The organism is Caulobacter endophyticus (assembly GCF_003116815.1).
GTDB lineage: Bacteria > Pseudomonadota > Alphaproteobacteria > Caulobacterales > Caulobacteraceae > Caulobacter > Caulobacter endophyticus.
This window is the reverse complement of sequence record NZ_QDKQ01000034.1, coordinates 113881-136830: the sequence shown is the minus strand read 5'-3', so window position 1 is coordinate 136830 and position 22950 is coordinate 113881. Positions and strand designations below refer to the sequence as shown.

Annotated in this window: 18 protein-coding genes; 5 read left to right on the top strand and 13 right to left on the bottom strand. The window is 69.0% G+C overall.

Annotation, left to right across the window (positions count from 1 at the left end; genetic code table 11):
• Nucleotides 1-51: 51 nt before the first annotated feature.
• On the bottom strand, nucleotides 52-1569 hold the full coding sequence (locus tag DDF67_RS09350) for a tryptophan halogenase family protein (protein ID WP_109100613.1): 1518 nt from the start codon (nucleotides 1567-1569) through the stop codon (nucleotides 52-54).
• 307 nt (nucleotides 1570-1876) lie between these two features.
• On the opposite strand from DDF67_RS09350, the gene DDF67_RS09345 reads away from it, so the two are divergent.
• The 3 genes from DDF67_RS09345 (at nucleotide 1877) to DDF67_RS09335 (ending at nucleotide 8037) form a co-directional block, all read left to right on the top strand.
• The gene (locus tag DDF67_RS09345) at nucleotides 1877-5092 is read left to right on the top strand and encodes a TonB-dependent receptor (RefSeq protein ID WP_109100612.1); all 3216 of its coding nucleotides are present in this window, start codon (nucleotides 1877-1879) and stop codon (nucleotides 5090-5092) included.
• 114 nt (nucleotides 5093-5206) lie between these two features.
• Nucleotides 5207-6337: an endo-1,4-beta-xylanase gene (locus DDF67_RS09340; RefSeq protein WP_109100611.1), complete on the top strand. Its 1131-nt coding sequence runs from the start codon at nucleotides 5207-5209 to the stop codon at nucleotides 6335-6337.
• A 17-nt stretch (nucleotides 6338-6354) separates the two neighbouring features.
• The gene (locus tag DDF67_RS09335) at nucleotides 6355-8037 is read left to right on the top strand and encodes a glycoside hydrolase family 43 protein (protein WP_109100777.1); all 1683 of its coding nucleotides are present in this window, start codon (nucleotides 6355-6357) and stop codon (nucleotides 8035-8037) included.
• Nucleotides 8038-8134: 97 nt separating this feature from the next.
• Here DDF67_RS09335 and DDF67_RS25505 read toward each other — a convergent pair whose 3' ends face one another.
• Nucleotides 8135-8296, bottom strand: coding sequence for a hypothetical protein (locus tag DDF67_RS25505; protein WP_158278017.1), 162 nt, complete (start codon nucleotides 8294-8296; stop codon nucleotides 8135-8137).
• Nucleotides 8297-8451: 155 nt separating this feature from the next.
• Here DDF67_RS25505 and DDF67_RS09330 point away from each other — a divergent pair, with 155 nt between their 5' ends.
• Nucleotides 8452-8970 (top strand): FKBP-type peptidyl-prolyl cis-trans isomerase, encoded by a 519-nt coding sequence (locus DDF67_RS09330; RefSeq protein WP_109100610.1) that lies wholly within the window; start codon nucleotides 8452-8454, stop codon nucleotides 8968-8970.
• Nucleotides 8971-9010: 40 nt separating this feature from the next.
• On the opposite strand, the gene rutA is transcribed toward DDF67_RS09330, so the two are convergent.
• From rutA to DDF67_RS09300, 6 genes are all read right to left on the bottom strand, one after another.
• The gene (rutA, locus tag DDF67_RS09325) at nucleotides 9011-10069 is read right to left on the bottom strand and encodes a pyrimidine utilization protein A (protein ID WP_109100609.1); all 1059 of its coding nucleotides are present in this window, start codon (nucleotides 10067-10069) and stop codon (nucleotides 9011-9013) included.
• An 84-nt stretch (nucleotides 10070-10153) separates the two neighbouring features.
• Nucleotides 10154-10966, bottom strand: a complete 813-nt coding sequence (gene rutD / locus DDF67_RS09320; RefSeq protein WP_109100608.1) for a pyrimidine utilization protein D — start codon at nucleotides 10964-10966, stop codon at nucleotides 10154-10156.
• Nucleotides 10967-10968: 2 nt separating this feature from the next.
• Nucleotides 10969-11358 carry a pyrimidine utilization protein C gene (rutC, locus tag DDF67_RS09315; RefSeq protein WP_109100607.1) on the bottom strand — a complete coding sequence of 130 codons (390 nt, stop codon included), beginning with the start codon at nucleotides 11356-11358 and terminating at the stop codon, nucleotides 10969-10971.
• A gap of 135 nt (nucleotides 11359-11493) precedes the next feature.
• On the bottom strand, nucleotides 11494-12195 hold the full coding sequence (gene rutB, locus DDF67_RS09310) for a pyrimidine utilization protein B (protein ID WP_199229195.1): 702 nt from the start codon (nucleotides 12193-12195) through the stop codon (nucleotides 11494-11496).
• Between the two features lie 200 nt (nucleotides 12196-12395).
• Entirely contained in the window at nucleotides 12396-14105 is a 1710-nt protein-coding gene (locus DDF67_RS09305; protein WP_233247595.1) for a sensor histidine kinase, read from the bottom strand.
• A 110-nt stretch (nucleotides 14106-14215) separates the two neighbouring features.
• Complete coding sequence (locus DDF67_RS09300) at nucleotides 14216-15259, bottom strand: LacI family DNA-binding transcriptional regulator (RefSeq protein ID WP_109100606.1); 1044 nt, start codon at nucleotides 15257-15259, stop codon at nucleotides 14216-14218.
• Between the two features lie 444 nt (nucleotides 15260-15703).
• On the opposite strand from DDF67_RS09300, the gene DDF67_RS09295 reads away from it, so the two are divergent.
• Nucleotides 15704-18166: a glycoside hydrolase family 3 protein gene (locus tag DDF67_RS09295; protein ID WP_233247594.1), complete on the top strand. Its 2463-nt coding sequence runs from the start codon at nucleotides 15704-15706 to the stop codon at nucleotides 18164-18166.
• Here the strand turns inward: DDF67_RS09295 and DDF67_RS09290 are convergent.
• The 5 genes from DDF67_RS09290 to DDF67_RS09270 all read right to left on the bottom strand — a co-directional run bounded on the left by DDF67_RS09290 (nucleotide 18099) and on the right by DDF67_RS09270 (nucleotide 22892).
• Nucleotides 18099-18992 carry a LytTR family DNA-binding domain-containing protein gene (locus DDF67_RS09290; RefSeq protein ID WP_233247593.1) on the bottom strand — a complete coding sequence of 298 codons (894 nt, stop codon included), beginning with the start codon at nucleotides 18990-18992 and terminating at the stop codon, nucleotides 18099-18101. The genes DDF67_RS09295 and DDF67_RS09290 overlap by 68 nt on opposite strands.
• The gene (locus DDF67_RS09285) at nucleotides 18977-19651 is read right to left on the bottom strand and encodes a DUF2306 domain-containing protein (protein ID WP_109100604.1); all 675 of its coding nucleotides are present in this window, start codon (nucleotides 19649-19651) and stop codon (nucleotides 18977-18979) included. Before DDF67_RS09285 ends, DDF67_RS09290 begins: the two co-directional genes overlap by 16 nt.
• Before the next feature lie 81 nt (nucleotides 19652-19732).
• Nucleotides 19733-19996, bottom strand: coding sequence for an Hpt domain-containing protein (locus tag DDF67_RS09280; RefSeq protein ID WP_109100603.1), 264 nt, complete (start codon nucleotides 19994-19996; stop codon nucleotides 19733-19735).
• Nucleotides 19993-20373 (bottom strand): response regulator, encoded by a 381-nt coding sequence (locus DDF67_RS09275; protein ID WP_109100602.1) that lies wholly within the window; start codon nucleotides 20371-20373, stop codon nucleotides 19993-19995. Before DDF67_RS09275 ends, DDF67_RS09280 begins: the two co-directional genes overlap by 4 nt.
• Entirely contained in the window at nucleotides 20370-22892 is a 2523-nt protein-coding gene (locus tag DDF67_RS09270; RefSeq protein ID WP_158278016.1) for a CHASE3 domain-containing protein, read from the bottom strand. The genes DDF67_RS09275 and DDF67_RS09270 overlap by 4 nt, the downstream gene beginning before the upstream one ends.
• Nucleotides 22893-22950 lie beyond the last annotated feature (58 nt).

Here is a 22950-nt window from a genome sequence, read left to right as displayed (position 1 = left end):
AGCCGGCTGTGCCGCCGCCGACGATGACGACATGGCGGATGCGATCGTTGGTCACGCGGCGACTCCCTGGACCGCGCCGCAGTAGCGGGCGACGAATTCGGCGTGGCTGGGCATGGCCTCGGCGGTGCGGGCGATCAGGGCCGACAGTTGGAAAAGGCGCTGGCGCGCCTCGCCTTCGGGCAGGCTGTCGACCAGCGGGTCCCATTCCTCCGGCACGATCCCCTGGCCCAGCAGCACGGCCAGCCAGTTGCTCTCGTGGAAGAGGTCGTATTCCGATGGGAACCAGCGGCCGCGACGGGCGAACAGCTCCATGCGGCGGGCCAGGCTGTCGGGCACGGTCATCGACGACAGGTAGCGCCAGTAGTCGGTGTCGTCGCGGCGCGTGGCGTGGAAGTGCAGTATGACGAAGTCGCGGATGCGGTCGACCTGCTCGGCGGTCAGGCGGTTGTATTCGTCGATCTCCAGCGGGTCGACGCCGCCGCCGGGGAACAGGGCCAGGAGCTTGGTGATCCCGGCCTGGATCATGTGGATGCTGGTGCTTTCCAGCGGCTCGATGAAGCCGGCCGAAAGGCCGATCGAGCAGACGTTCTTCTCCCAGGCGCGCTCGCGGCGGCCCGGCGTGAAGCGCAGGAGGTTGGGCTCGTCGGTCGGCGCGCCGTCCAGGTTGGCCAGCAGGGTGTCGAGCGCCCGCTGGTCGTCGACGTGATGACTGGAATAGACGTAGCCGTTGCCGATCCGGTGCTGCAGCGGGATGCGCCACTGCCAGCCGCCCTCGCGGGCGGTGGCGCGGGTGAAGGGCGTCAGGCCGTCCCCGCCCAGTTCGCACGGGATCGCCACGGCGCGGTTGTTGGGCAGCCAGCGGCTCCAGTCCTGATAGGGAACCTTCAGCGCCTGGCCGATGACGAGGCCGCGGAAGCCCGAACAGTCGACGAAGAAATCGCCCTCCACGCGGCGGCCGTCCTCCAGCACCACGGCCTCGACGAAACCGGTCTCGCCGTTCTGGGCGACCTGGCCGATGCGGCCCTCGATGCGGACGACGCCGCGCTGCTCGGAGAAGCCGCGCAGGAAGCGGGCGTAGAGGCCGGCGTCGAAGTGATAGGCGTACTTCAGGCTCGACATGACCTTGGCCGGGTCGGGATCGGGCAGGGCGAAGCGCCAGCGGCGGGCGGCGGCCTCGGTGAGGTTGTAGTCGCCGATTGGTCCGGCGGCCTGTTTGAACTTGCGCCAGACCTGGTGGAACCTGATCCCCTCAATGTCGAGGCCGAAGGTCCCGAACGGGTGGTGATAGGTCTCGCCGAGCGCGCCCCAGTCGACGAACTCGATGCCCAGCTTGAAGCTGGCCTTGGTGGCGCGCATGAACGCCCGCTCGTCTATGCCCAGCATGGCGTTGAAGGTCAGGATCGGCGGGATGGTGGCTTCGCCGACGCCGACCGTGCCGATGGCCTCGGACTCGACGAGGGCGATCTTCAGGTCCTGGCCGCTGAGCGTCCTGGCGAGCGCCGCCGCCGTCATCCATCCGGCCGTTCCGCCGCCAACGATGACGACGGACCTCACGCGTTGGTCTGACATGACACGCTTTCCCGCCCCAGAAGATCTTATGTCCGCACGGCTTGAGCACCGTTTCAAGCGGGACGTAAATTGACTGCGCTGTCCGCCTTTGTCACGTTTCTCGCTGACGAAAAATCGTCGAGACGACTTTTCCACGTAAAAATCTTTTTAAAAACAGAATGATGGGTGGCGCTTTGGGTGGCGTTACAGGGTTATTTCAACGCTCTTGACGTGGTCGACCTTTGCCATATCATCAGACCAATAATGGTCTCGACATATGACCAATGGTAGCGCTACCGAGCTACCGGGACTGGGGAGGAATAGAAGAATGAGCTCCGTAAACGGAGCGTCCGCGACGCGTGGGCGCGAGACTCTCGGCGACAATCTGAAATTCGGCCTGAAGTGCGGGGTGTCGGCCCTGGCGCTGAGCCTGGTGTTCGGGGCCTCGGCGCTGGCCCAGACCGCCGCGGCCGGCGGCAAGACCACCGAGGACACGGTCGACGAGGTGGTCGTCACCAGCATCCGCCAGAGCCTGAAGAGCAGCCAGCAGCTGAAGCAGTCGTCCGACATCATCGGCGACTCGATCACCGCCGAGGACATCGGGGCCCTGCCGGACCGCTCGGTGACCGAAGCCCTGCAGCGCGTGCCCGGCGTATCGATCAACCGCTTCGCCGCCGGCGTCGACCCCGACCACTTCTCGACCGAAGGCTCGGGCGTCGTGGTCCGCGGCCTGAACTTCGTGCGCTCGGAACTGAACGGCCGCGACACCTTCACCGCCAACAACGGCCGCATCCTCAGCTTCGCCGATGTGCCATCCGAGCTGATGGGCGGCGTCGACGTGTTCAAGAGCCCGTCCGCCGACATGATCGAGGGCGGCATCTCGGGTACGGTGAACCTGCGCACGCGCCTGCCGTTCGACACCAATAAGCGCCTGCTGTCGATGTCGGCCGAGGCCAGCTACGGCGATATGGTCAAGAAGTGGAAGCCGACCTACTCGTTCCTCTACAGCGACCGCTTCGACACCAGCATCGGCGAGGTTGGGATCCTGGCCAGCTTCGTCAATTCCGAACTGGCCAGCCGCAGCGACGCCGTCCAGGTGTCGAACTTCGGCTGCCGCACCAACCTGGGCTCCACCGCCGGCGACTGCGGCAATGGCACGAAGGGCGTGTGGTTCCCGCGCGGCGCGGCCTTCCGCTCGACGACCAACGAGCGTGAACGCCAGGGCCAGGCCGGCGCCATCCAGTGGCGCAGCAACGACGGCACGATGCAGGCCGCGTTCCAGTACCTGCGCTCGAAGTCGACGGTGAACTGGACCGAGCACGCGGTCGAGATCGCCACCGACAACGTCACCAGCAACGGCGACTCCCGCCCGGCCGACGGCACCACCTTCTCGTTCGACGAGGACGGCGTCTTCACCAACGGCGTCATCACCGGTTCGACCGGCTGGCGCGCCGACCAGAACGGTTCGGATCCGCGCACGCCGATCAACGGCTTGCAGTCCAACAACGTCCGCCGCGACGAGCGCACGACCAACACCACCACCGACTACGGCTTCAATTTCAAGTGGACGCCGAACGACCACTGGGGCGTGCTGTTCGACGCCCAGCACGTGGACTCCAAGGTCGACGCCATCAGCATGGGCCTGTGGGGGTCGACGTTCCAGAACGCCGCGATCACCCTCCACGGCAACGACCTGCCGGACGTGCTTTTCAGCGCTCCGTCCAGCGGCACGACGGTGTCGAACTGCACGCCGTTCAACAACAACTGCCCGTCCTACGCCCGCGGGACCCACGCCAGCCTCAGCGACCCGTACAACAACTTCTGGCGCTCGGCGATGGACCACATCGAGCAGTCGGAAGGCACCGAGGACGCGATCAAGATCGACGTCGAATACAAGTTCAACAACGATACCTGGCTGGACTCGATCAAGGGCGGCGCCCGCTGGTCGGAGCGCGACCAGACCACCCGCTTCTCGGCCTACAGCTGGGGCGTGCTCAGCGAGATCTGGGGCAGCGGCGGTCCGGTGTGGATGGACGACCCGATCAACGGCAGCCCGACGACGGCCGGCGGCGCGAACAGCACCCGCTTCGTCGAGGCCTACGCCTTCGACAACTTCATGCGCGGCAAGACCGGCGTGCCGACGGGCGCGGACCCGCGCCTGTTCTTCTCGCAGAACCTGATCGACAACTACGGCTCGGTCTCGCAGTTCGCCCTGTCGGTCGGCGACGAGTGGCGTGATCGCCTGGCCGGGGGCTGCCCGCAGAACTGGGTGCCGCTGGCGATGCGCTGCAATGTCATCGCCGGCACGCCGTTCCGCCCGCAGGAGATCAACCCGGTCAACGAAGAGACCAAGTCGGCCTATCTGATGGCCCGCTTCAAGGGCGAGACCGGCGACTACAAGGTCAGCGGCAATCTCGGCCTGCGCTACACCAAGACAGACCGGGTCGCCGAGGGCTACCTGGCCTACCCGCTGGCCGCCAGCCTGCCGACGGAGGCCGACTGCGCCAACGTTCCCGCCGGCCAGACGCCTTCGCCGTTCTGCCAGTTGGCGCCGAACGTGCGCGCCGCCTCGCGTCTGTGGGCCAACGGCGCCCTGGTGCCGAACACGGCCAAGTCGTCGTTCGAATACTGGCTGCCCAGCTTCAACGTGAAGGTCATGGCTCCGCACGGCCTGCAGTATCGCCTGGGCGTGTCCAAGACGGTCACGCCGCCCGACATCGGCCTGACCCGCAACTTCTACAACCTGACCCTCAACACCAACGCCGACGGCATCACCAACGGCGTGCCCAGCGGCAACGTCCCGGTCGGCAATCCGTACCTGAAGCCCACCCAGGCCACGAACATCGACGCCTCGGTGGAGTGGTACTTCGCGCCGGTCGGCTCGCTGACCTTCGCGGCCTTCTGGAAGGAACTGACCGACGTCGCCTACAACCGCACGAGCCGCCTGCCGTTCACCAACAACGGCGTGACGTTCGACGTGGTGATCACCCAGCCCGGCAATTCGGACGTCAAGGCGACGGTCAAGGGCTTCGAGGTCGGCTACCAGCAGTTCTACGACTTCCTGCCCAAGCCGCTGGACGGCTTCGGCATCAACGCCAACTACAGCTACATCGAAAGCAGCGGGGTGCCGCAGAGCACGCTGTCGGCAACCGACCCCGACGTGGCCGCCGGCCGCATCACCACGGTCGACACCAGCAAGCTGCCGTTGCAGGGCCTGTCCAAGCACAACGTCAACTTCGCGGCGATCTACGAGAAGGGCCCGATCTCGGCGCGCCTGGCCTACAACTGGCGCTCGGACTTCCTGCTCACCGTCCGCGACGTGATCGTGCCCTACGCCCCGATCATGAACGAGGCCACGGGCCAGCTCGACGGCTCGTTCTTCTACACCGTGAACCCGAAGACCAAGATCGGCGTGCAGGCCGTGAACCTGCTGAACGAGACCACCCGGACGACCCAGGTGCTCAACAGCAACCTGCTGAAGACAGGGCGCTCCTGGTTCATGAACGATCGGCGCTACACCTTCGTGCTCCGCGCCAGCTTCTAGTGACGCGTACCCGGGCGCGCGGCTTCGCTCTTCGTCGCGCGCCTGTTTCTCCTGCCGACTTCATCCGCGCATCGTTGCTTCAGCGGTGCGCGGTTTCTTTGAGTGGGGTTTTGCATGATTACCCGCCGCGACGCCTTGATGGGCGCGGTCGCCGCCGCTGCGGCTTCGCCCGCCCTGGCCGAAAGCAAGATCCAGCCGCTCAAGTCCCTGGCCGCCCAGAAGGGCCTGGTGTTCGGCAGCGCGGTAGGCGCGGGGCCGAAAGGATCGCTGACCGGCTCGTTCGAGGACGTCCGCTATCGCCAGGTGCTGGCCGACGAGTGCGGCGTGCTCGTCCCTGAAAACGAACTGAAGTGGTACGTGCTGCGGCCCGCCGAGAAGACCTTCGCCTTCGAGCGCGCCGACCGCATCGCCGCCTTCGCCGCCGAGCATGGCGCGGGCCTGCGTGGCCACACCCTGCTGTGGCACCATCCGCAGTGGTTTCCCGCCTGGCTGAAGAACTACGACTTCGGTCCCAAGCCCGCCGCGCGGGTGGAGGCCATGCTGGCCGAGCACATCGACAAGGTGTGCGGCCACTATCCGCAGATCTATTCGTGGGACGTGGTCAACGAGACCGTCGATCCCGCAGACGGAGCCTTGCGCCGCACGGTCTTCTCCGACGCCATGGGCGGGGTCGAGCCGGTGCTGGACCTGTCGTTCCACCTGGCCCGCAAGGCCGCGCCCAAGGCCCGCCTCGTCTATAACGACTACATGAGCTGGGAGGCCGGCAACGAGAAGCACCGCCATGGCGTGCTCAAGCTGCTGGAGGGCTTCAGGAAGCGCAACGTCCCCGTCGACGCCCTGGGCGTCCAGAGCCACATCGGGGCCGAGAACGCCGACAGCTTCACCGGCTTTGGCCGGCCGCAGGAGAAGGAATGGCGAGCCTTCGTCGATGAGGCGGTCGGCATGGGCTTTGAGCTGGCGCTTACCGAGTTCGATGTCCACGACAAAGGCCTGCCGGTCGACTTCGCGGCTCGCGACGCGGCGGTGGCGGCGTACGGCAAGGCCTATCTCGACCTGATGCTGAGCTATCGCCAGACCCGGGAACTGCTGGCCTGGGGGATGGTCGACAAGTATTCCTGGCTGCAGAACCAGTGGCTGCGCCAGGACAAGGCGCCCAAGCGGCCGACCCTCTATGACGACGCCTGCAGGCCCAAGCCCCTGCGCGAGGCGGTGGCCCAGGCCCTGCGCGGCGCGCCGGCGCGCTGAGGGGGAGGGCCATGCCGATGCTGCGTCTCGCCCTGGCCCTGTCGCTGCTGGCCGGCGCCGCCATGGCCGCGCCCCTGGCGCCCGGAACCGCCGCCTTCGATGAGTTCGTCTACAGCGGCCAGGATCCGACCGACGCGCCGCTGGCGCCTGGCCGGTACGCCAATCCGATCCTCAAGGGCTTCTATCCCGATCCCAGCGTCACGCGCGTGGGCGAGGACTACTACCTGGTCAACTCGACCTTCGCCTGGTTTCCCGGCATTCCGGTGTTCCACAGCAAGGACCTGGTGAACTGGACCCAGATCGGCGCCGCCATCGATCGGCCGGGCCAGCTGGACTTCAAGCGCTTGGCGATGTCGCGGGCGGTGTTCGCCCCGGCCATCACCGAGCATGCCGGCGTGTTCTACATCCTCAACACCTGCGTCGACTGCGGCGGCAATTTCCTGGTCACGGCCAGGGATCCGAAGGGGCCCTGGTCGGACCCGGTGTGGCTGCCGGAAATCGACGGCATCGACACCTCGCTGTTCTTCGACGACGACGGCCGCGGCTGGATCGTCAACAACGGCCCGCCGGCTGGCCCCTCGCGCTACGACGGCCACCGGGCGATCTGGATCCAGGAGTACGATCCCAAGGCCGGCAAGATGATCGGCCCGCGCGCGGTGCTGGTCGACGGGGGCGTGGATCCCTCCACCAGGCCGATCTGGATCGAGGGGCCGCATATCCAGAAGGTCGGCGGCCGCTACTACCTGACCGCCGCGGAGGGCGGCACGGCCGAGGGCCATTCCCAGGTGGTGTTGCGGGCCGACACGGTGACCGGGCCCTATACGCCCTATGCCGGCAATCCGATCCTGACCCAGCGCGACCTGCCGCGCGATCGCGCCCACCCGATCACCTCGGCGGGCCATGCCGACCTCGTTCAGACCCAGGACGGCGAATGGTGGGCGACCTTCCTGGCGGTGCGGCCCTATGGCGACGATGCGTACAACACCGGCCGCGAGACCTTCCTGCTGCCGGTGGAGTGGAAGGACGGCTGGCCGGTGATCCTGCCGGCTGCGACGCCGATCCCCTACGAGTCAAGGCGACCGAACCTGCCGGCGGGGCCTGCGCCGAAGATCCCGACGACCGGCGCCTTCACGGTGCGCGAGACCTTCGATGGCAAGGCTCTGGGCCTCGAGTGGATGACCATGCGCATCCCGGCCGGGCGGTGGTGGGACCTGAAGGACGGCGCGCTGGTGCTCGCCGCACGGCCCGACCGTATCGGCGGGCTGGAGCAGCCTTCGATCTGGGCGCGACGCCAGCAGCATATCAACGCCAGCGCCGAGACGACGGTGCGGTTCGAGCCCAAGGGGGCGGGCGATCGGGCCGGGATCGTGGCCCTGCAGAACGACGCCTTCTTCTACGCCCTGACCGTGGCCGGCGGCGAAGGCGGACGGTCCGAGGTGCGGCTGGAGAGACGGGCGGGTGAGAAGGACCCGGTCGACGGCGCCGTCGTGGCCCGCGCGCCCCTGGACGGCGCGGCGGGGGCGCCGGTGCGGCTGAAGATCACCGCGCGCGGCGGCCTCTATGACTTTGCCTATGCGACGGCCGACGGCGCCTGGAAGAGCCTGGCCCGGGACCAGGACGGGACGATCCTGTCCACCAAGGTCGCCGGCGGCTTCGTCGGGACGATGCTGGGCCTCTACGCCCGGGCCGACGGCAAGTGAGACGCCGCGACTTGCTGGCGCGCTCGCCCGGTTTGCAGCCTGCCGGGCGGGCAGGGGACTGACCGGCCGTATTTCCAGGAGTTCGCCGTGCGCGCCTTCAGAGGGGCGACGACGTGAAGCGCGCTAGCATCGGCCATAGTTGCACGAAGGCGGCGAGGCCCAGCGAGCCGATCACCACCCAGCCGACGAAGAGGGCGAACATCGGGTGGCGCTGCCACCAGTGAGCGCCGCTCAATGAGCCGCCAGTAGCCCTGGCCATGACGTTTCCTTCCCGACGAGCGAAGAACGTTCCAAGTAGAAAATGGCCGTTCTTCTTCTCTGACCAAAACGAGCCCTCTGTTTTTTAGTGTGCTCTCGTTCGGTCGAATGTCTATTCTGACATTTCGTCGCATAGATAACATGAGTCGCCCAAGCATGCGCACCGCTCTCATCGTCCTGGGGTTGTCAGCCGCCCTGGCTGGTCCGGCATTGGCCCAGACCCCGCCGGCCCCGACCCCGGCGCCCGCTCCGAACGTCACGGCCGATCCGGCCGCCGACAACCTGGCCAAGTCGACCGCCTGGCTGGCCGCCAACGCCAAGCAGCCGGGCGTCGTCACCCTGCCGTCGGGCCTGCAGTACAAGGTCACGACAGCGGGCGCGAAGACCGCGCCCTCGCCCAAGGAAGGCGAGATCATCAAGGTCCACTACGAGGGCAAGCTGGTCGACGGCACGGTGTTCGACAGCTCGTTCGCGCGCGGCCAGCCGATGATCGCGCCGCTGGGCGGCCTGGTGCCGGCCTGGATGGAGGCCCTGCCGAAGATGAAGGTGGGCGACGAATGGACGCTGTTCGTGCCGCCGTCGCTGGGCTACGGCGAGCGCGCTTCGGGACCGATCCCGCCCAACAGCGTGATGATCTTCCGCGTCAAGCTGCTGGACATGATGACGCTGGACTGATCACGAACCTCCCCCTGTGGGGGGAGGTTCCTTCGCTCAATTACTTCCGCGACTTCATCAGCGGCTGGATCTTCGTGCCGAAGTCGTCGATGCCCTGGACGAAGTCGTCGAAGGTCAGCAGCACGCCGCCGGTGCCGGGCACCTCGGCGATCTCGTCGAGCATGCGGGCGATGCTTTCGTAAGATCCCACCAGTGTGCCCATGTTGAGGTTCACAGCCGATTCCGGCGCGGCCAGCTGGGCGGTGTTGGTGGTGGCGCCCGCCGCGGCGTTGGGGGCGGCCTGGTTGGTCAGCCAGGCCAGGGCCTGCTGGTCGGCCCCGTCACGATACTTTTGCCACTTGGCCAAGGCCTTCTCGTCGGTCTCGTCGGCGATGACCATGAACAGGATGAACGACGCGACGTCGCGGCCGGTCTTGGCGGCGGCCGCTTCCAGCCGCTTGTTGACCGAGGCGAAGGCGGTGGGGGTGTTGGTCCCCTTGCCCAGGGCGAAGCTGTAGTCGGCATATTGCGCCGTGAAGGCCAGGCCCTCGTCGGACGAGCCGGCGCAGATCAGCTTGGTCTCCTTCGGATGGGGGCTGACCCGGCAGTCGTCCATCGAGAAGTACTTGCCCTTGAAGTCGCTGACGCCGGTCTCCAGCAGGCCCTTCAGCACGGTGGCGTATTCGGCCAGGTAGTTGTAGCGGTCGGTATAGTGCTGCTCGCCCGGCCACAGGCCCATCTGGCTGTACTCGGCCTTCTGCCAGCCGGTGACCAGGTTGATGCCGAAGCGGCCGGGTGCGATCGAGTCGATGGTCGAGGCCATGCGCGCGACGATCGCCGGCGGGATGGTCAGGGTGGCGACGGTGGCGAAGACCTTGATCTTCTCCGTCACTGCCGCCAGGCCCGCCATCAGGGTGAAGCTCTCGAGATTGTGTTCCCAGAACTCGGTCTTGCCGCCGAACCCGCGCAGCTTGATCATCGAGAGCGCGAAGTCGAGGCCGTAGCGCTCGGCCTTCTGGACGATGGTCTTGTTGAGCTCGAAGCTCGGCATGTATTGCGGCGCGGTCTCGGAGATGAGCCAGCCGTTGTTGCCGATGGGGATGAAGACGCCGACCTGCATGGTGTTAGTGCCCCTTTGAATGCGCGCGCCCGGCGGGAAGGAAGAGCCCCTCCGTCGAGCCGATAAGGATCTGGTTTGCGAGGTTCATGTCGCCCCCTCCAGGAACCTGACCAGCGACGCGTTGAACCCTTCCGGATCGGTGACGCTAGAGGCGTGGCCGCCCCAGGGCAGCACGTCGAGCTTGGCGTTCGGCAGGCGCTGGGCCAGGCGGTGTGCGCAGGTGACGGGCGCCAGCATGTCGTCGGCCGTGGCGCTGACCAGGACGGGGTGGGTGATCCGCGGCAACTGCTCGTCGATGTCGAAGGCCAGCAGGGCGCCGATGCGGGCCAGCATCACGGCCTTGGGCGGGAACCCCGCCACATGGTGCGGCTCCTCGGCGGCCAGGCGCTCGCTATGCTCGGAAATCCAGGTCGCCGGATAGAGGAACAGCGCCTGGGCGTGGACGTAGGCGGCCGGCCCCGTGTCGTTCAGCAGGTGAAGGCGCGTGTCGAAGCAGCGCTTGATGTGCGGATCGGGCCGCGACCAGCCGTTGGCGACGACCAGCTTGCCTAGCCGGTCGGGATGGGCAAGCGCCAGGGCCAGGCCGGCATTGCCGCCGGCCGCGTGGCCGACCACGTGGGCCTTGGCGATCCCCAGGGCGTCCATGACCCTGACCATGTCCTCGGCCATGTCCGCTACGGCGTAGGGCCTGCCGGAGGGCAGGTCGCGCACGCTGCGGCCCGTACCGCGGTGGTCGTAAAGCACCACCGGCCAGCGCGCGGTGAGGGCCGCCATCTGCGGTCCCCAGAACGATCCGGAACCGCCCAGGCCGGACGACATCAGCACGACCTCGCGGCCCGCCACGGGGCCGCCGTGCAGTTCGTAGTGCAGGCCGTCGACTGTTCCTGTGACGACCATCGTCACTTCTTGCCGATGTGCGCGACGCTGGCGATCTCGACCAGGAAGTCAGGCTTCACCAGGCCGCACTGGATGCAATAGCGGGCCGGCTTGTCGCCCGGGAAATACTCGGCATAGACCTTGTTGATGGTCTGGTAGTTGGCCCAGTCGGTCAGGAAGATGTGGTTCATGGTCACGTCGTCCATCACACCCCCGGCCGCCTCAATGACTGACTTGATGGTCTCCAGCACCTGGCGCGTCTGGCCCTCGGCGTCGCCGACGTGGGCGACGTTGTTGTCCTTGTCGAAGGCCAGGGTGCCCGAGACATAGACCACGCCGTCGGCCAGCGTGCCCGGCGAGAACGGCGCGATCGGCGTGCCCGTGCCGGGCGGGGTGATGACGGTCTTGGGCATCTGGTTCTCCTGTTCCGGAAAGGCGGTGCGTCCTTCGAGGCCTGCTGCGCAGGCGCCTCAGGATGAGGATTTCAGTGCAGCGACGTCCTCATCCCGAGGTGCGCGCCCGGCGCGCCTCGAAGGACGCGCGACGGTTCATTTCGGCGCCAGCTGTCCGAATGCCCCCTTGAAGTCGGCCACGGTCGAGACCCAGCCGAAGAAGGTCTCGATATTGTAGAGGGCGGCCTTCTGGACGAAGTCGGGCCCGGCCTGGTGGGTGGCGTCCTCCAGCACCGTGCCGAAATATTCGAGGAAGAAGCCGTCGCGCAGGGTCGATTCCACGCAGACATTGGTGGCGATACCGACGAAGACCAGGTTCCTGATGTTCCGCGACCGCAGCACGCTGTCGAGCTGGCTGTTGAAGAAGCCGGAATAGCGGGTCTTGTGCAGCTGGATGTCGCCGGCCTTGGGCTTGAGAGCATCGACCAGCTCGTAGTCCCACTGGCCGCGCGCCAGGAGCTTGCCCTGCAGTTCGGGCCGGGCGCGCATGGTCTTCAGGGCGTTGGACTTCCACCAGTTGGGCGAGCCCTCGCCGCCGGCCTCGACGTACTGGTCGTCCCAGCCGTTCTGGAAATAGATCACGGTCATGCCGGCGTCGCGGGCGACGTCCAGAACGTCGCTGATCTTGTCGATCACGCCCGCCGCGCCGGCGATGTCGAAGCCGGCCAGATCCAGATAGCCGCCCTTGGAGGCGTAGGCGTTCTGCATGTCGATGACGATCACCGCCGTGCGGGCCGGATCCAGCGGGATCGGCTCGGGCCGGGCCGGCAGCATGACGGACTCGTCTGTGGCGATCATCGAGACGCTCTTCCCAAGATGGTGCGGCTCTGGCGGCCGCATCCTGAGCGTCATGGAAGACCAATCTACGCGGTGAAGCAACGAGATCGATCCGACGGCGCCCCAGGATGGGTGCTGAGCGGATCGACCATCACGAGGAGCCGGAGAACATCGGTCAAGCGCCGGGCAGGCCCCAGGCGCGGGCGCGCGCGGCTGCCCGTTCAGGTGTCGGCGGCGGGGGTGTCTTCGCCCAAAGCTTGGGCGCCGACGGTGCGAACCGTCAGTGTGCAGACAAGGCCGGTGGGCAGGTAGTCGAACTGCGCTTCGCCCTTCAGTTCGTTGCGCAGGCTGGCGGCGATCAGGCGCGAGCCGAAGCCCTTGCGGCTGGGCGCGCCCGTCAGCGCGGGGCCGCCGCTCTCGACCCAGCGCAGGGCCAGGCGGTGCGGATCCAGGGGATCGCGCCGCCAGGTGACCTCGACCCGGCCGGCCGGGGTGGAGAGGCCGCCGTACTTGGAGGCGTTGGTGGCCAGTTCGTGGAACACCATCGACAGGGCCAGGGCCGCGCTGGGCGGCAGGGCGGCCGTCGGGCCTTCGATGCGGGCGCGGTCGCCGTAGGGCTCAAGGGTCTGGCGCAGCAGGTCGGCGAGGTCGGCGCTTTCCCAGACCGTGCGGGTCAAGAGGTCGTGGGCGCGCGCCAGGGCGTAGAGGCGCTCGTTGAAGGCGTCGAAGCCTGGCGCGGGCTCGCCCTTGCCCAGGCTCTGCAGCGCCAGGGACTGGACCGTGGCCAGGGTGTTCTTCACCCTGTGGTTCAGCTCGTTGATCATCAGCTGCTGGCGGGCGTGGGCGCGCTTTTCCTCGGCCTCGCGAGCGCGCAGCTGGCGGGAGGCTGCGTGCAGGGCCTCGCGCACCTCGCCGATCTCGCGCAGGCCGCCGGTGGACTGGGCGGGCATCTCGCCGCCGGCCGCCATCAGCCGCGCGTCGGCGACCAGGGCGCGGACCTCGCCGGAGATGCCGCGCGAGAATACGAGGGCGGCGCTGGCGCCGATCGCCAGCAGGGTCAGGCCCGCCAGCACCAGCAGGGCCAGCGACGACAGGTTGGCGCGCTCCAGCTCGGTGCGGGGCACGCCGACGATAAAGCTCCAGCCGTAGGTCGGCGAGCGGCTGAAGGCCGACAGGGTCGGGGTGCCGTCGAGGGTGTAGGTTTCGAGCACGCCGTCGTTGTCCCTGGACATGGCCTCGAGCATCGGCTTGCTGGCCGAGCGGCCCAGCATCTTCTCCTGGTCGCGCGAGCGGGCCACCAGTCGCGCGTTGCGGTCGACGATGCTGGCCGTCCAGCTTTCCGGCACGCCCTGGGCGGCGAACAGCGGGGCGAAGGCGGCGGGGGTCTGGATGTAGGCCAGGTCATAGAGCTCGCCGTCGACGATCACCGGCATGTCGATGGCGACGATCGGCTGGCCTGCGACCTTGCCCTGGGTGAGATTCGACACCGTCGTGCGGCCCGAGCGGACGGCGGCCCAGCGTTCGGGCGGCAGGCCGGCCGTGCGCGGCGGGGCCCGTCCGGGCGGCAGGCGGGTGTTGATCACCTGGCCGCGGGGCGAGATCAGCACGATCCAGGCGTCCTTGCTGCGCACGGCCGCGCGGGCCTGGCGCTCGAAGCTTTCCAGGTCGCCGACCGCCAGGGCGGGAGAGACGGCCAGGGCCTGCAGGGTGCTCTGGCCCAGGGCCAGCTGCCGATCGACCGCCAGGCCCAGGGCTCGGGTGGTGGCGATCAGCTGCTGTTCGTAGCGGCCCTGGCTCTGGCTGTATTCGGCGCGGGCCAGCAGGGCCATGAACACGATCGCCGGCGCCACCAGGCACAGGGCCATGATCAGCAGCCGCCTTCGCACGGTGGGCGGCCCGGCGGCGGCTGAGGCGGCGTCGACCTGGGTCATGTCTCTGGCCAAACGCTGCCGGCTCCAAATTCGAAGTCGCAAGAGGAAAGGGCGCGCCGGCTGGCTGGTCAAGCTCCCCGCGACATCCCGTCGCGGAAGATATGGGGGCTTCAGCGCGGCGGCGCCGTGGAGTCGCGCAGGGCCAGTTCGAACGGCAGCAGGTGATCGGCGCGCGACAGCTTGCCGTCCTTGGCGGCCGCGGCGACCAGCAGGTCGACCGCCTGGGCGGCCATTTCCGCCACCGGCTGGCGCACGGTGGTCAGCGGCGGCAGCGACAGGCGCACGCTCGGCGTGTCGTCGAAGGTGGCCAGCGACAGGTCGCCCGGAATGGCGATCTCCAGCCGCCGGGCCACGTGCATCACCGCCAGGGCCGTCTCGTCATTGCCGGCCAGGATGGCGGTGGGGCGATCGGGGCGCGACAGCAGGGTCCCGGCCGCCGCGATTCCGCCCTCGAAAGTGAAATCGCCGGGAACCAGCAGGGTCTCGTCGACGGGCAGACCGACGGCGCAGAGCGCAGCGCGATAGCCGTCCTCGCGGGCGCGGCTGGCCAGGAAGCGGGCGCTGCCGGTGACGAAGCCGATGCGCCGATGGCCCTGGCCGGCCAGGTGCTCGGTCAGCTGGCGGGCGGCGGCCTGGTCGTCCATCCGCACCCGGGCGCCGGGGCCGGCGGCGGCCGAGCCCATGCGCACGAACGGGATCTGGGCCCGCTTCAGCGCCTCCAGCACCGTAGGGTCCTCGCAGTTGGGCGGCGTCAGGATCACCCCGTCGGGCCGCAGGGACGACAGCACGTGCTGCACCCGCCGGGCCAACTGCTCGCTCTCCAGGTCGATCAGCTCGCACAGCAGGTGATAGCCATGGACGTCGCAGCGGAGCATGGCCCCGTACTGCATGCGGTCGATCCAGTTATTGCCCCGGTCGCTGGCCCAGTTCTCCAGGGTCAGCTTGCGGTCGTTGAAGGCGACGATCAGGAACGAGCGCGAGCCGCCCAGGCGGCGGGCGGCGATGTTGGGGGCATAGCCCAGCTGGTCGATGGCCGCCTGCACCCGCTCCCGCAACGCCGGCGTGACCGTCGGCTCGTTGTTGACCACGCGCGAGACGGTCTTGACCGACACCCGGGCCTTCTCGGCCACATGGACTATGGTGACGTTGCGCATCGGGTTCCCGCCGCCGGCGTTCGGCGCGGTGTTAGCGATAGCGCGGCCATGGCGGCCGAGTCGAGCCGGTTCCTGAGGTTCGAGGTCAGTAAACGCCGTCTAGGCATCAAGTAAGACATCGTTGTCAAAAATTCCTGGTGCTCTGAATCCGATGGAAATGGCTTTCCATGGAATGGCTTGCGGCGAATTTGTCCTCAAGTGGACAAATATTAGCGTGTTGACACCAAGTAAGACAACGTTGTCTCGTCATCTAGTGAGGCGGTCGCAAGCAGACGACCCCGCGAACGGGAGGCCCGATCCGTGCGGCGATGCATGGCGCAGGAGCCGCCGCGCGCCCGTCGGCCAGCCGCCGCCTCGAAGCCCTACGCTGCTCCCGTGGCGTGTTCGGGCGCGGCGGCCGTCTTCCCCTTGGCCGCCGCGCTCCTTTTTCGATCGAGGTCGCCCGTGACGCCGTTCCGTCTTTCCGCCCTGGCCCTGCTGGCCGCCACCAGCCTGACGAGCGTCGCGAGCGCCGAGGTTCTGACCCCGGCGGGTAAGGCGACCGCCAGCGTGGCCGCCTGGCCGGTGGTGAAAAGCCCGGCCGCCCTGACCGATGCGGCGACCGAGGCCAGGATCTCCGCGCTGATGGCGAGGATGTCGGTGCGCGAGAAGGTCGGCCAGACGATCCAGGCCGATATCGGTTCGATCCGTCCCGAGCAGCTGCGTGAGTACCCCCTGGGCTCGATCCTGGCCGGCGGCAGCTCGGGTCCGAACGGCAATGACAAGGCCGGTCCAAGAGAGTGGGCCGAGTTCGTCGACCTGTTCCGCGCGGTTTCGCTGGAGACGCGCGAGGGCCACGTGCCGATCCCGCTGATGTTCGGCATCGACGCCGTGCACGGCCACAACAACGTCGTCGGCGCCACGCTCTTTCCGCACAACATCGGCCTGGGCGCGACCCGCGATCCCGAGCTGATCGAGCGTATCGGCAAGGCGACCGCCGAAGAGGTCGCCGTGGCCGGCGGGGACTGGACCTTCGGCCCGACGGTGGCCGTGCCGCGCGACGACCGCTGGGGCCGCGCCTACGAGGGCTATGGCGAGGACCCGGAGATCGTCAAAAGCTACGCCGGCCGCATGACCCTGGGCCTGCAGGGCAGGCTCACGGCCGGAAAGGCGCTGGAGGCCGGCCGCATCGCCGGCAGCGCCAAGCACTTCCTCGCGGACGGCGGCACGCTGAACGGCAAGGACCAGGGCGACGCCCCGGTGTCCGAGGCCGAGCTCGTCCGCCTGCACGCCCAGGGCTATCCGCCCAGCATCGAGGCCGGCATCCTGACGGTGATGGCCTCGTTCTCCAGCTGGAACGGCGTCAAGCACACCGGCAACAAGACCCTGCTGACCGACGTGCTGAAGGACCGCATGGGCTTTTCCGGCTTCGTGGTCGGCGACTGGAACGCCCACGGCCAGGTCGACGGCTGCTCGAACGTTTCCTGTCCGCAGGCCCTGAACGCGGGCCTCGACATGTACATGGCCCCCGACAGCTGGCAGGGCCTGTTCGACAATACGCTGAAGCAGGTCGAGAGCGGCGAGATCGGCATGGCGCGCCTGGACGACGCCGTGCGCCGCATCCTGCGGGTGAAGATCAAGTCGGGCCTGTTCGACCGGGTCGCCCCGCCGGTGCAGGGCCGCTACGAGCGGGTCGGCGCTCCCGACCATCGCGCCCTGGCCCGCGAGGCGGTGGCCAAGTCGCTGGTGCTGCTGAAGAACGACGGCGTGCTGCCGATCAAGGCGGGCGCGAAGGTGCTGGTGGCCGGCGACGCCGACGACATCGGCAAGGCGGCCGGCGGCTGGACCCTGTCGTGGCAGGGCACGGGCAACACCAACGCCGACTTCCCCGGCGCCCAGTCGATCTGGAGCGGTCTGAAGGAGGCCGTCGAGGCCTCGGGCGGCAAGGCGACGCTGTCCAAGGACGGCGCCTTCACCGACAAGCCCGACGTGGCCGTGGTGGTGTTCGGCGAGACGCCCTATGCCGAGTTCCAGGGCGATTTGCAGCACCTGGAATACCAGCCGGGCGACAAGACCGATCTGGCCCTGCTCAAGAAGCTCAAGGCCCAAGGCGTGCCGGCGGTGGCGGTGTTCCTCAGCGGGCGTCCGCTGTGGGTGAACCCCGAGATCAACGCCTCGGACGCCTTCGTCGCCGCCTGGCTGCCGGGCTCGGAGGGCGCGGGCGTGGCCGACGTGCTGGTGGCCGGCAAGGATGGCAAGTCCAGGCGCGACTTCACCGGCAAGCTGTCGTTCAGCTGGCCCAAGACCGCAGACCAGGGGCCGCTGAACAAAGGGGATGCGGGCTACGATCCGCAGTTCGCCTATGGCTATGGCCTGTCCTACGCCAAGCCGGGGAAGGTGGGGCCCCTGGGCGAGGTGTCGGGCGTCTCCGGCGCCAGCGTCAATGTCGACAAGTACTTCGTCTCAGGCCGCACGCCCGCGCCTTGGCTGCTGTCGACCGCCGGCGGCGTCAAGCTGACCGCCATCGACGCGGCCGCCCAGGAGGATGCGCGCCTGGCGACCTGGACCGGTCCCGGCGCCTTGCTGGTCAACGGTCCCCCGGCCGATCTCACCCGCCAGACCACCGGCGACCTGTCGATCGCCTTCACCTACCGCGTGGACGCGCCCGCGCCCGGCCCCGTGGGCTTCTCGGTCTCTTGCGGCGAGGGCTGCGCCGGCGGCTTGGACGTGACGAAGATCTTCGCCGAGGCCCCGGTGGGCGAGTGGCGCAAGACCCAGATCAAGCTGTCGTGCCTGAAGGCGGCCGGCGCCGACATGAGCCGCATCTCCTCGCCGGTGGTGCTGTCGGCGCAGGCCGGCTTCAAGCTGGCCTTCCGCGAGATTCGCCTGGAGCCGACGGAGGCGCATGCGAGCTGCCCGGGGCAGTAGTCCCCAGCCGCTGCAGCAGCGCGTCGCGGTAGGTTCGGCTGGTGACCACCTCGTCGCCGCCGGCCATGGTCAGCCGCCAGGAGCCGTCCGACAGCGGGCGGGCCTCGCGCACGTGGGCGAGGTTGACGAGGGACGAGCGGTGGGCGCGGGCGAAGAGGCGGGGGTCCAGCTTCGCCTCCAGGCTCTGCAGCGTGGCGCGCAGCAGGCCTTCGCCGCCGGCCCAGTGGACGACGGCATAGTTGTCGGCCGCGCCGAACCACTCGACCGCTGAAAGCTCCACCGGGATGCGGCGCGCGCCCGACATCACCATCAGCCGTTCGGCCTGGGGCGTGGGCGCGACCGCGCGGGCCTGCGCCAGGGCGCTTTCCAGCAGGGCGTTGCGGTCGCTGGCCTCGCGGGCGCGGCGGTGGTGGGCGGCCGCCAGGCCCACCGCGACGATGGCCGAATAGAGCAGCAGGCAGACTGGCGTGCGCCCCAGCGTACGCGCGCCGAGATCGCCATCGCCCAGGAAGAGGGCGTCGATCAGGCTGGCGATCACCGCCTCGGCCGGCACGACGGCGATGCCCGCGACGAAGCTGGCCGCCAGTCCGCGCGCTCCGGCGCCGAACCGTCGCAGGGTCAGCCAGACGACGCCCGCCGCCGGCAGCCAGGCGGCATAGATCGCGCCTTGCCAGGCCAGCGAGGCGACGAGGCCGAGCACCTCGCCGCGATCGGCCGCGAACCGCCGGGCGAACCAGGCGGCGCTGACCGTGGTCACCGCCAGGCTGTAGGCCGTGAACACCCAGACCCAGGCGGCGGTGGGCGCGGCCCTCAGGCGGGCGACCATGCGCGCCGCCGGCGGACGACCAGCACCGCGATCCAGATCATGGCCATCGGCTGAAACAAGAGGATCGGCCAGAGCTGGCTCCATGGCGGCGGCAGGAAGGTCAGGAAGTTGCCCGAGAACGCGCTGACGCTCGCCCCGTAGGCGCTCAGCATCTTCGCCAGGTGCTCGTAGGTCCAGAGGTCGGGCGAAAATGGCGGGGCGGTCGGCCGCGCGAACCGCCAGAGGTCCCAACCGCCGTAGAGGAACGCGGCATAGACCAGGGCGATGGTCGGCCCCGCCGGACCCCTGGCGACGCCGGCCAGCAGCGAGGCCAGCACGCTGACGCCGATGGCGACCACGGCCAGGGCGGCGGCCCAGTCGAGGGGGCGGGCGCGCTGGGCGGGATCAAGGTCGGGCCGCTTGCGCGCCAGCACCCTAAAGCCCGAGAACAGAGTGATGCTGGCAGTCGCCGACAGGGCGGCGAAATAGCTGTTGAGCCGGATGGCCGTCATCAGCCAGGCGGCCGCCAGCATCACGCCCATCAGGACGACGAACGCTCGTCCCGACAGCCGGTGCAGGCGCGAGCCCTTGCGGGTCAGGATCGGCGCGATCCCGACGACGGCGGCGGCCAGGCCGCAGGCGATGTGCAGGGCGAGGGTGGGGGCGAAGAGCTTGTCCATGACCGCCGTGATGGGCGGCGTGTCGCGGGCATGAAAGCGGACTGGGGCCAATCGCGGCGGCGAGGGGCGTGTACCCCGTCGCTAGCCTAGCCCCTCCAGCGCCGCGATCAGCTCGGCGAAGGCTTCGGGCGGGGCGTCGCCCTGGTCGATCAGCAGATCGTCGAGGTCGCGGGCCAGGTCGGTGACGGCCGCGTAGCCGAACACCCCCGCCGCGCCGGCCAGGCGGTGGACGATGTAGTGCTTGTCTTTCGCCGAGGTCTGGGGCGCGCGCAGCTTCGAAAGGTCGTCGGCGACGCGGACCAGGAACTTGGCGCGCAGCGGTGCGAGGGGATCGGCGGTGGTCATCGGGCGAGGATTGCGCGAACGTCCTGGGCCAGGGTCATCGGGTCGAACGGCTTGGTGATGACGTCGGCCGCGCCGAAGCCCAGCAGGCGAGCCTTCTCCTCGGCCTGGGCGCGGGCGGTGATGAAGATCACCGGGGCGCCGTCGACGTCGCCCCGCTCGCGCAGCCTGGCCAGCACGGCCGGGCCGTCCATGTCGGGCATCATCACGTCGAGCAGCACCACGTCGGGGCGCCAGGCGTCGCCGTCCAGCATGGCGAAGGCTTCGGCCCCGCCGCCGGCCGAGCGCACTTCGATGCCGGGGTCGAGCTCCAGCGAAAAGGTCGCCACCTCGCGGATGTCGGCCTCGTCGTCGACATAGAGGAGCTTGAGGTCGGTCATCGGCGTCTCTTGGAATCGGCGTCCGAGGCGAGCTTGCGCACAGTTCGGGCCAGCTGGTCCAGAGTGGTCTTGGACTTGGTCAGGACGGCGTCGACCGAGGCCGCCAGCGCCTTGTCCTCCAGCGGCTGGGCCGAGAAGACGATCACCGGCACGGGCTCATCGCCGCCGTTATGCAGGTCGCCCAGCAGCTCCACGCCGTTGCCGTCGCCAAGGCCCAGGTCGAGGATCACCACGTCGGGCCGCGCCTCGGCCAGGGCCGCGCGGCCGGCGCGAACGCTGTCGGCATGGCGGATGGCGCAGCGCTCCTGCAGGGCGTCGCGGACCACGGCGTGGACGTCGGCGTCGTCCTCGACGTGCAGCACCTCGATGCGGCGGCTATCGGCGTGGCCGTTGACGGCGCGATGCACGGCGGTGCGCAGGCGGTCCAGGTCGATCGGCTTCTGCAGCCAGTCGACGACGTCCAGCGCCTCGCCCCGGCCTTCGGCCGCCTCGGCCGAGATCACCAGGGCCGGGATGTCGCGGGTGGAGGCGTCGGCCCGCAGGCGGCGCAGCAGGTCGAGGCCGCTGCCGTCGGGCAGGCGCACGTCGGTGACGAAGGCGTCGAAGCCGCCGATCTCCAGCACGGCGCTGGCCGAAGCCACGTCGCCGACGGTGTGGACCCGCACGCCGGCCTCGCGCAGGGCCTGGGACAGGATCTCGGCGATGTCCGGATCGTCCTCGCACAGCAGCACGCGCGCCGCGCCCTCGCTGGAGTCGATCACGCGGGGACGGGTCTCGATGGTCGCCAGTTCGAACTGGAAGGTCGCGCCCTTGCCGGGCTCGGAGTCGAACCACAGCCGGCCGCCGTGGCGCTGGACGATCTCGCGCGAGATGGCCAGGCCAAGGCCCGTGCCGCCCTTGGCGCGGGTGTCCGAGGCGTCGGCCTGGGCGAACTTGGAGAAGATGCGGTCGCGGAACGCCTCGGGCACGCCGGGACCGTGGTCTCGCACGCAGAAGCGCAGCATATCCGGACGCGGCGCGTAGACTGTGACCTCGACCGTGCCGCCGACCGGCGAGAACTTGGCGGCGTTGGACAGCAGGTTGGCGGCGACCTGGCTCAGGCGGTCGGCGTCGCCGCGCACCAGCGGCAGGCCGGGCGCGACGTCCAGGGCGAAGTCGACGTTCATCTGGCCGCCGAGGCCGCCCATGCCGTCGACCGCGCGGCGGGCCAGTTCGCCCAGGTCCAGCGGCTGGAGATCGAACTCCATCTGGCCGGACTCGATCTTCTCGATGTCGAGGATGTCGTTGATCAGCCGCACCAGCCGCTGGCAGTTGGAGTGGGCGATGCCCAGCAGGCGCGCGGCGCGCTCGGGCAGGCTGCCCGCCGCCCCGCCGACCAGCAGACCCAGCGATCCGGCGATCGAGGTCAGCGGCGTGCGCAGTTCGTGGCTGACGGTGGAGACGAACTCGGCCTTCAGCTTCTCGACGCGGCGGCGTTCGGAGATGTCGCGGATCGAGGCGGCGATGCGCTCGCCTTCGGGCAGGCGAACCAGGCCGATCGAGGCCTCGATCGGGAAGGTCGAGCCGTCGGCGCGATGGCCGGTCAGCTCGCGCAGCACGCCCTTGGAGAGGTCGTCGGCGCCCGACAGCTGCCGGATGAACAGCTCGCCCCGGTCGGGCAGTTCGATGAACTGGGCCAGGGCCTTGCGCACCAGGCTCTCGCGCGGCTGGCCGAACATCTCTTCGGCCGCCTTGTTGACCGTCTCGATCGTGCCGCTGGGATTGAGGGTGATGATGGCGTCCTGGGCGTTGTCGAGGATGGCGTCCAGGCGCCCGGCCGTGGCCTGGGCGACGGTGAACAGCTGCTGGCGGGCGCGGATCTGGCGCGACAGCAGCAGGAAGGCGGCCAGCAGGAACACAACCAGCACCACGAACAGCGTCTGGGTCAGGCGCTCGGTGCGTTTGGTCAGGGAGTCGTTCGCTGCGATGCGCCGCTCGAGGGCGGCCCTGTCGGCGGCCTGCAGTTCGCCGGTGACGACACGGATCTCGTCCATGATCACCTTGCCCTGGCCGCTGGAGACCAGGGTGCGGGCGGCGTCGGCGCCTTCCTCCCGGCGCAGGCGGATGCCTTCGGCCATGGCGCCCTGCTTGCGCTCGATCAGCGCCACAAGACGGTCGAACACGGGATCGTCGCCGGCGATCAGGTCGCCAGCGTCGCGCTGGCGCAGGGCGCGCAGCGACGCCAGGTGGCTGGGCAGTCGTCGCAGGGCGGCGTCATAGGGCTCCAGAAAGCGCTGCTGGCCGGTGATCACGAAGCCGCGCTGGCCGGTCTCGGCGTCCTGCAGCAGGGAAAACAGCGTCTGCAGCTGCATGCGCTGCTCATACGAGTGGTCGACGGCCTCGCGCAGAACGCGGCCGCGGGTGAACTCGCGCTGGATCTCCCAGGTGGTCAGCAGCAGCAGCAGAGGGGCGATCACCAGGCCCAGGATCACCGAGATCAGCAGGCCGCGCTGCTCGCGGCGCAGGAGGAAGCTGGTCATGGACGAAGGATTCCTCGGAGGCGTTCGAGTCGACAGCTTAGGGCGGGTCGGCGGCGCG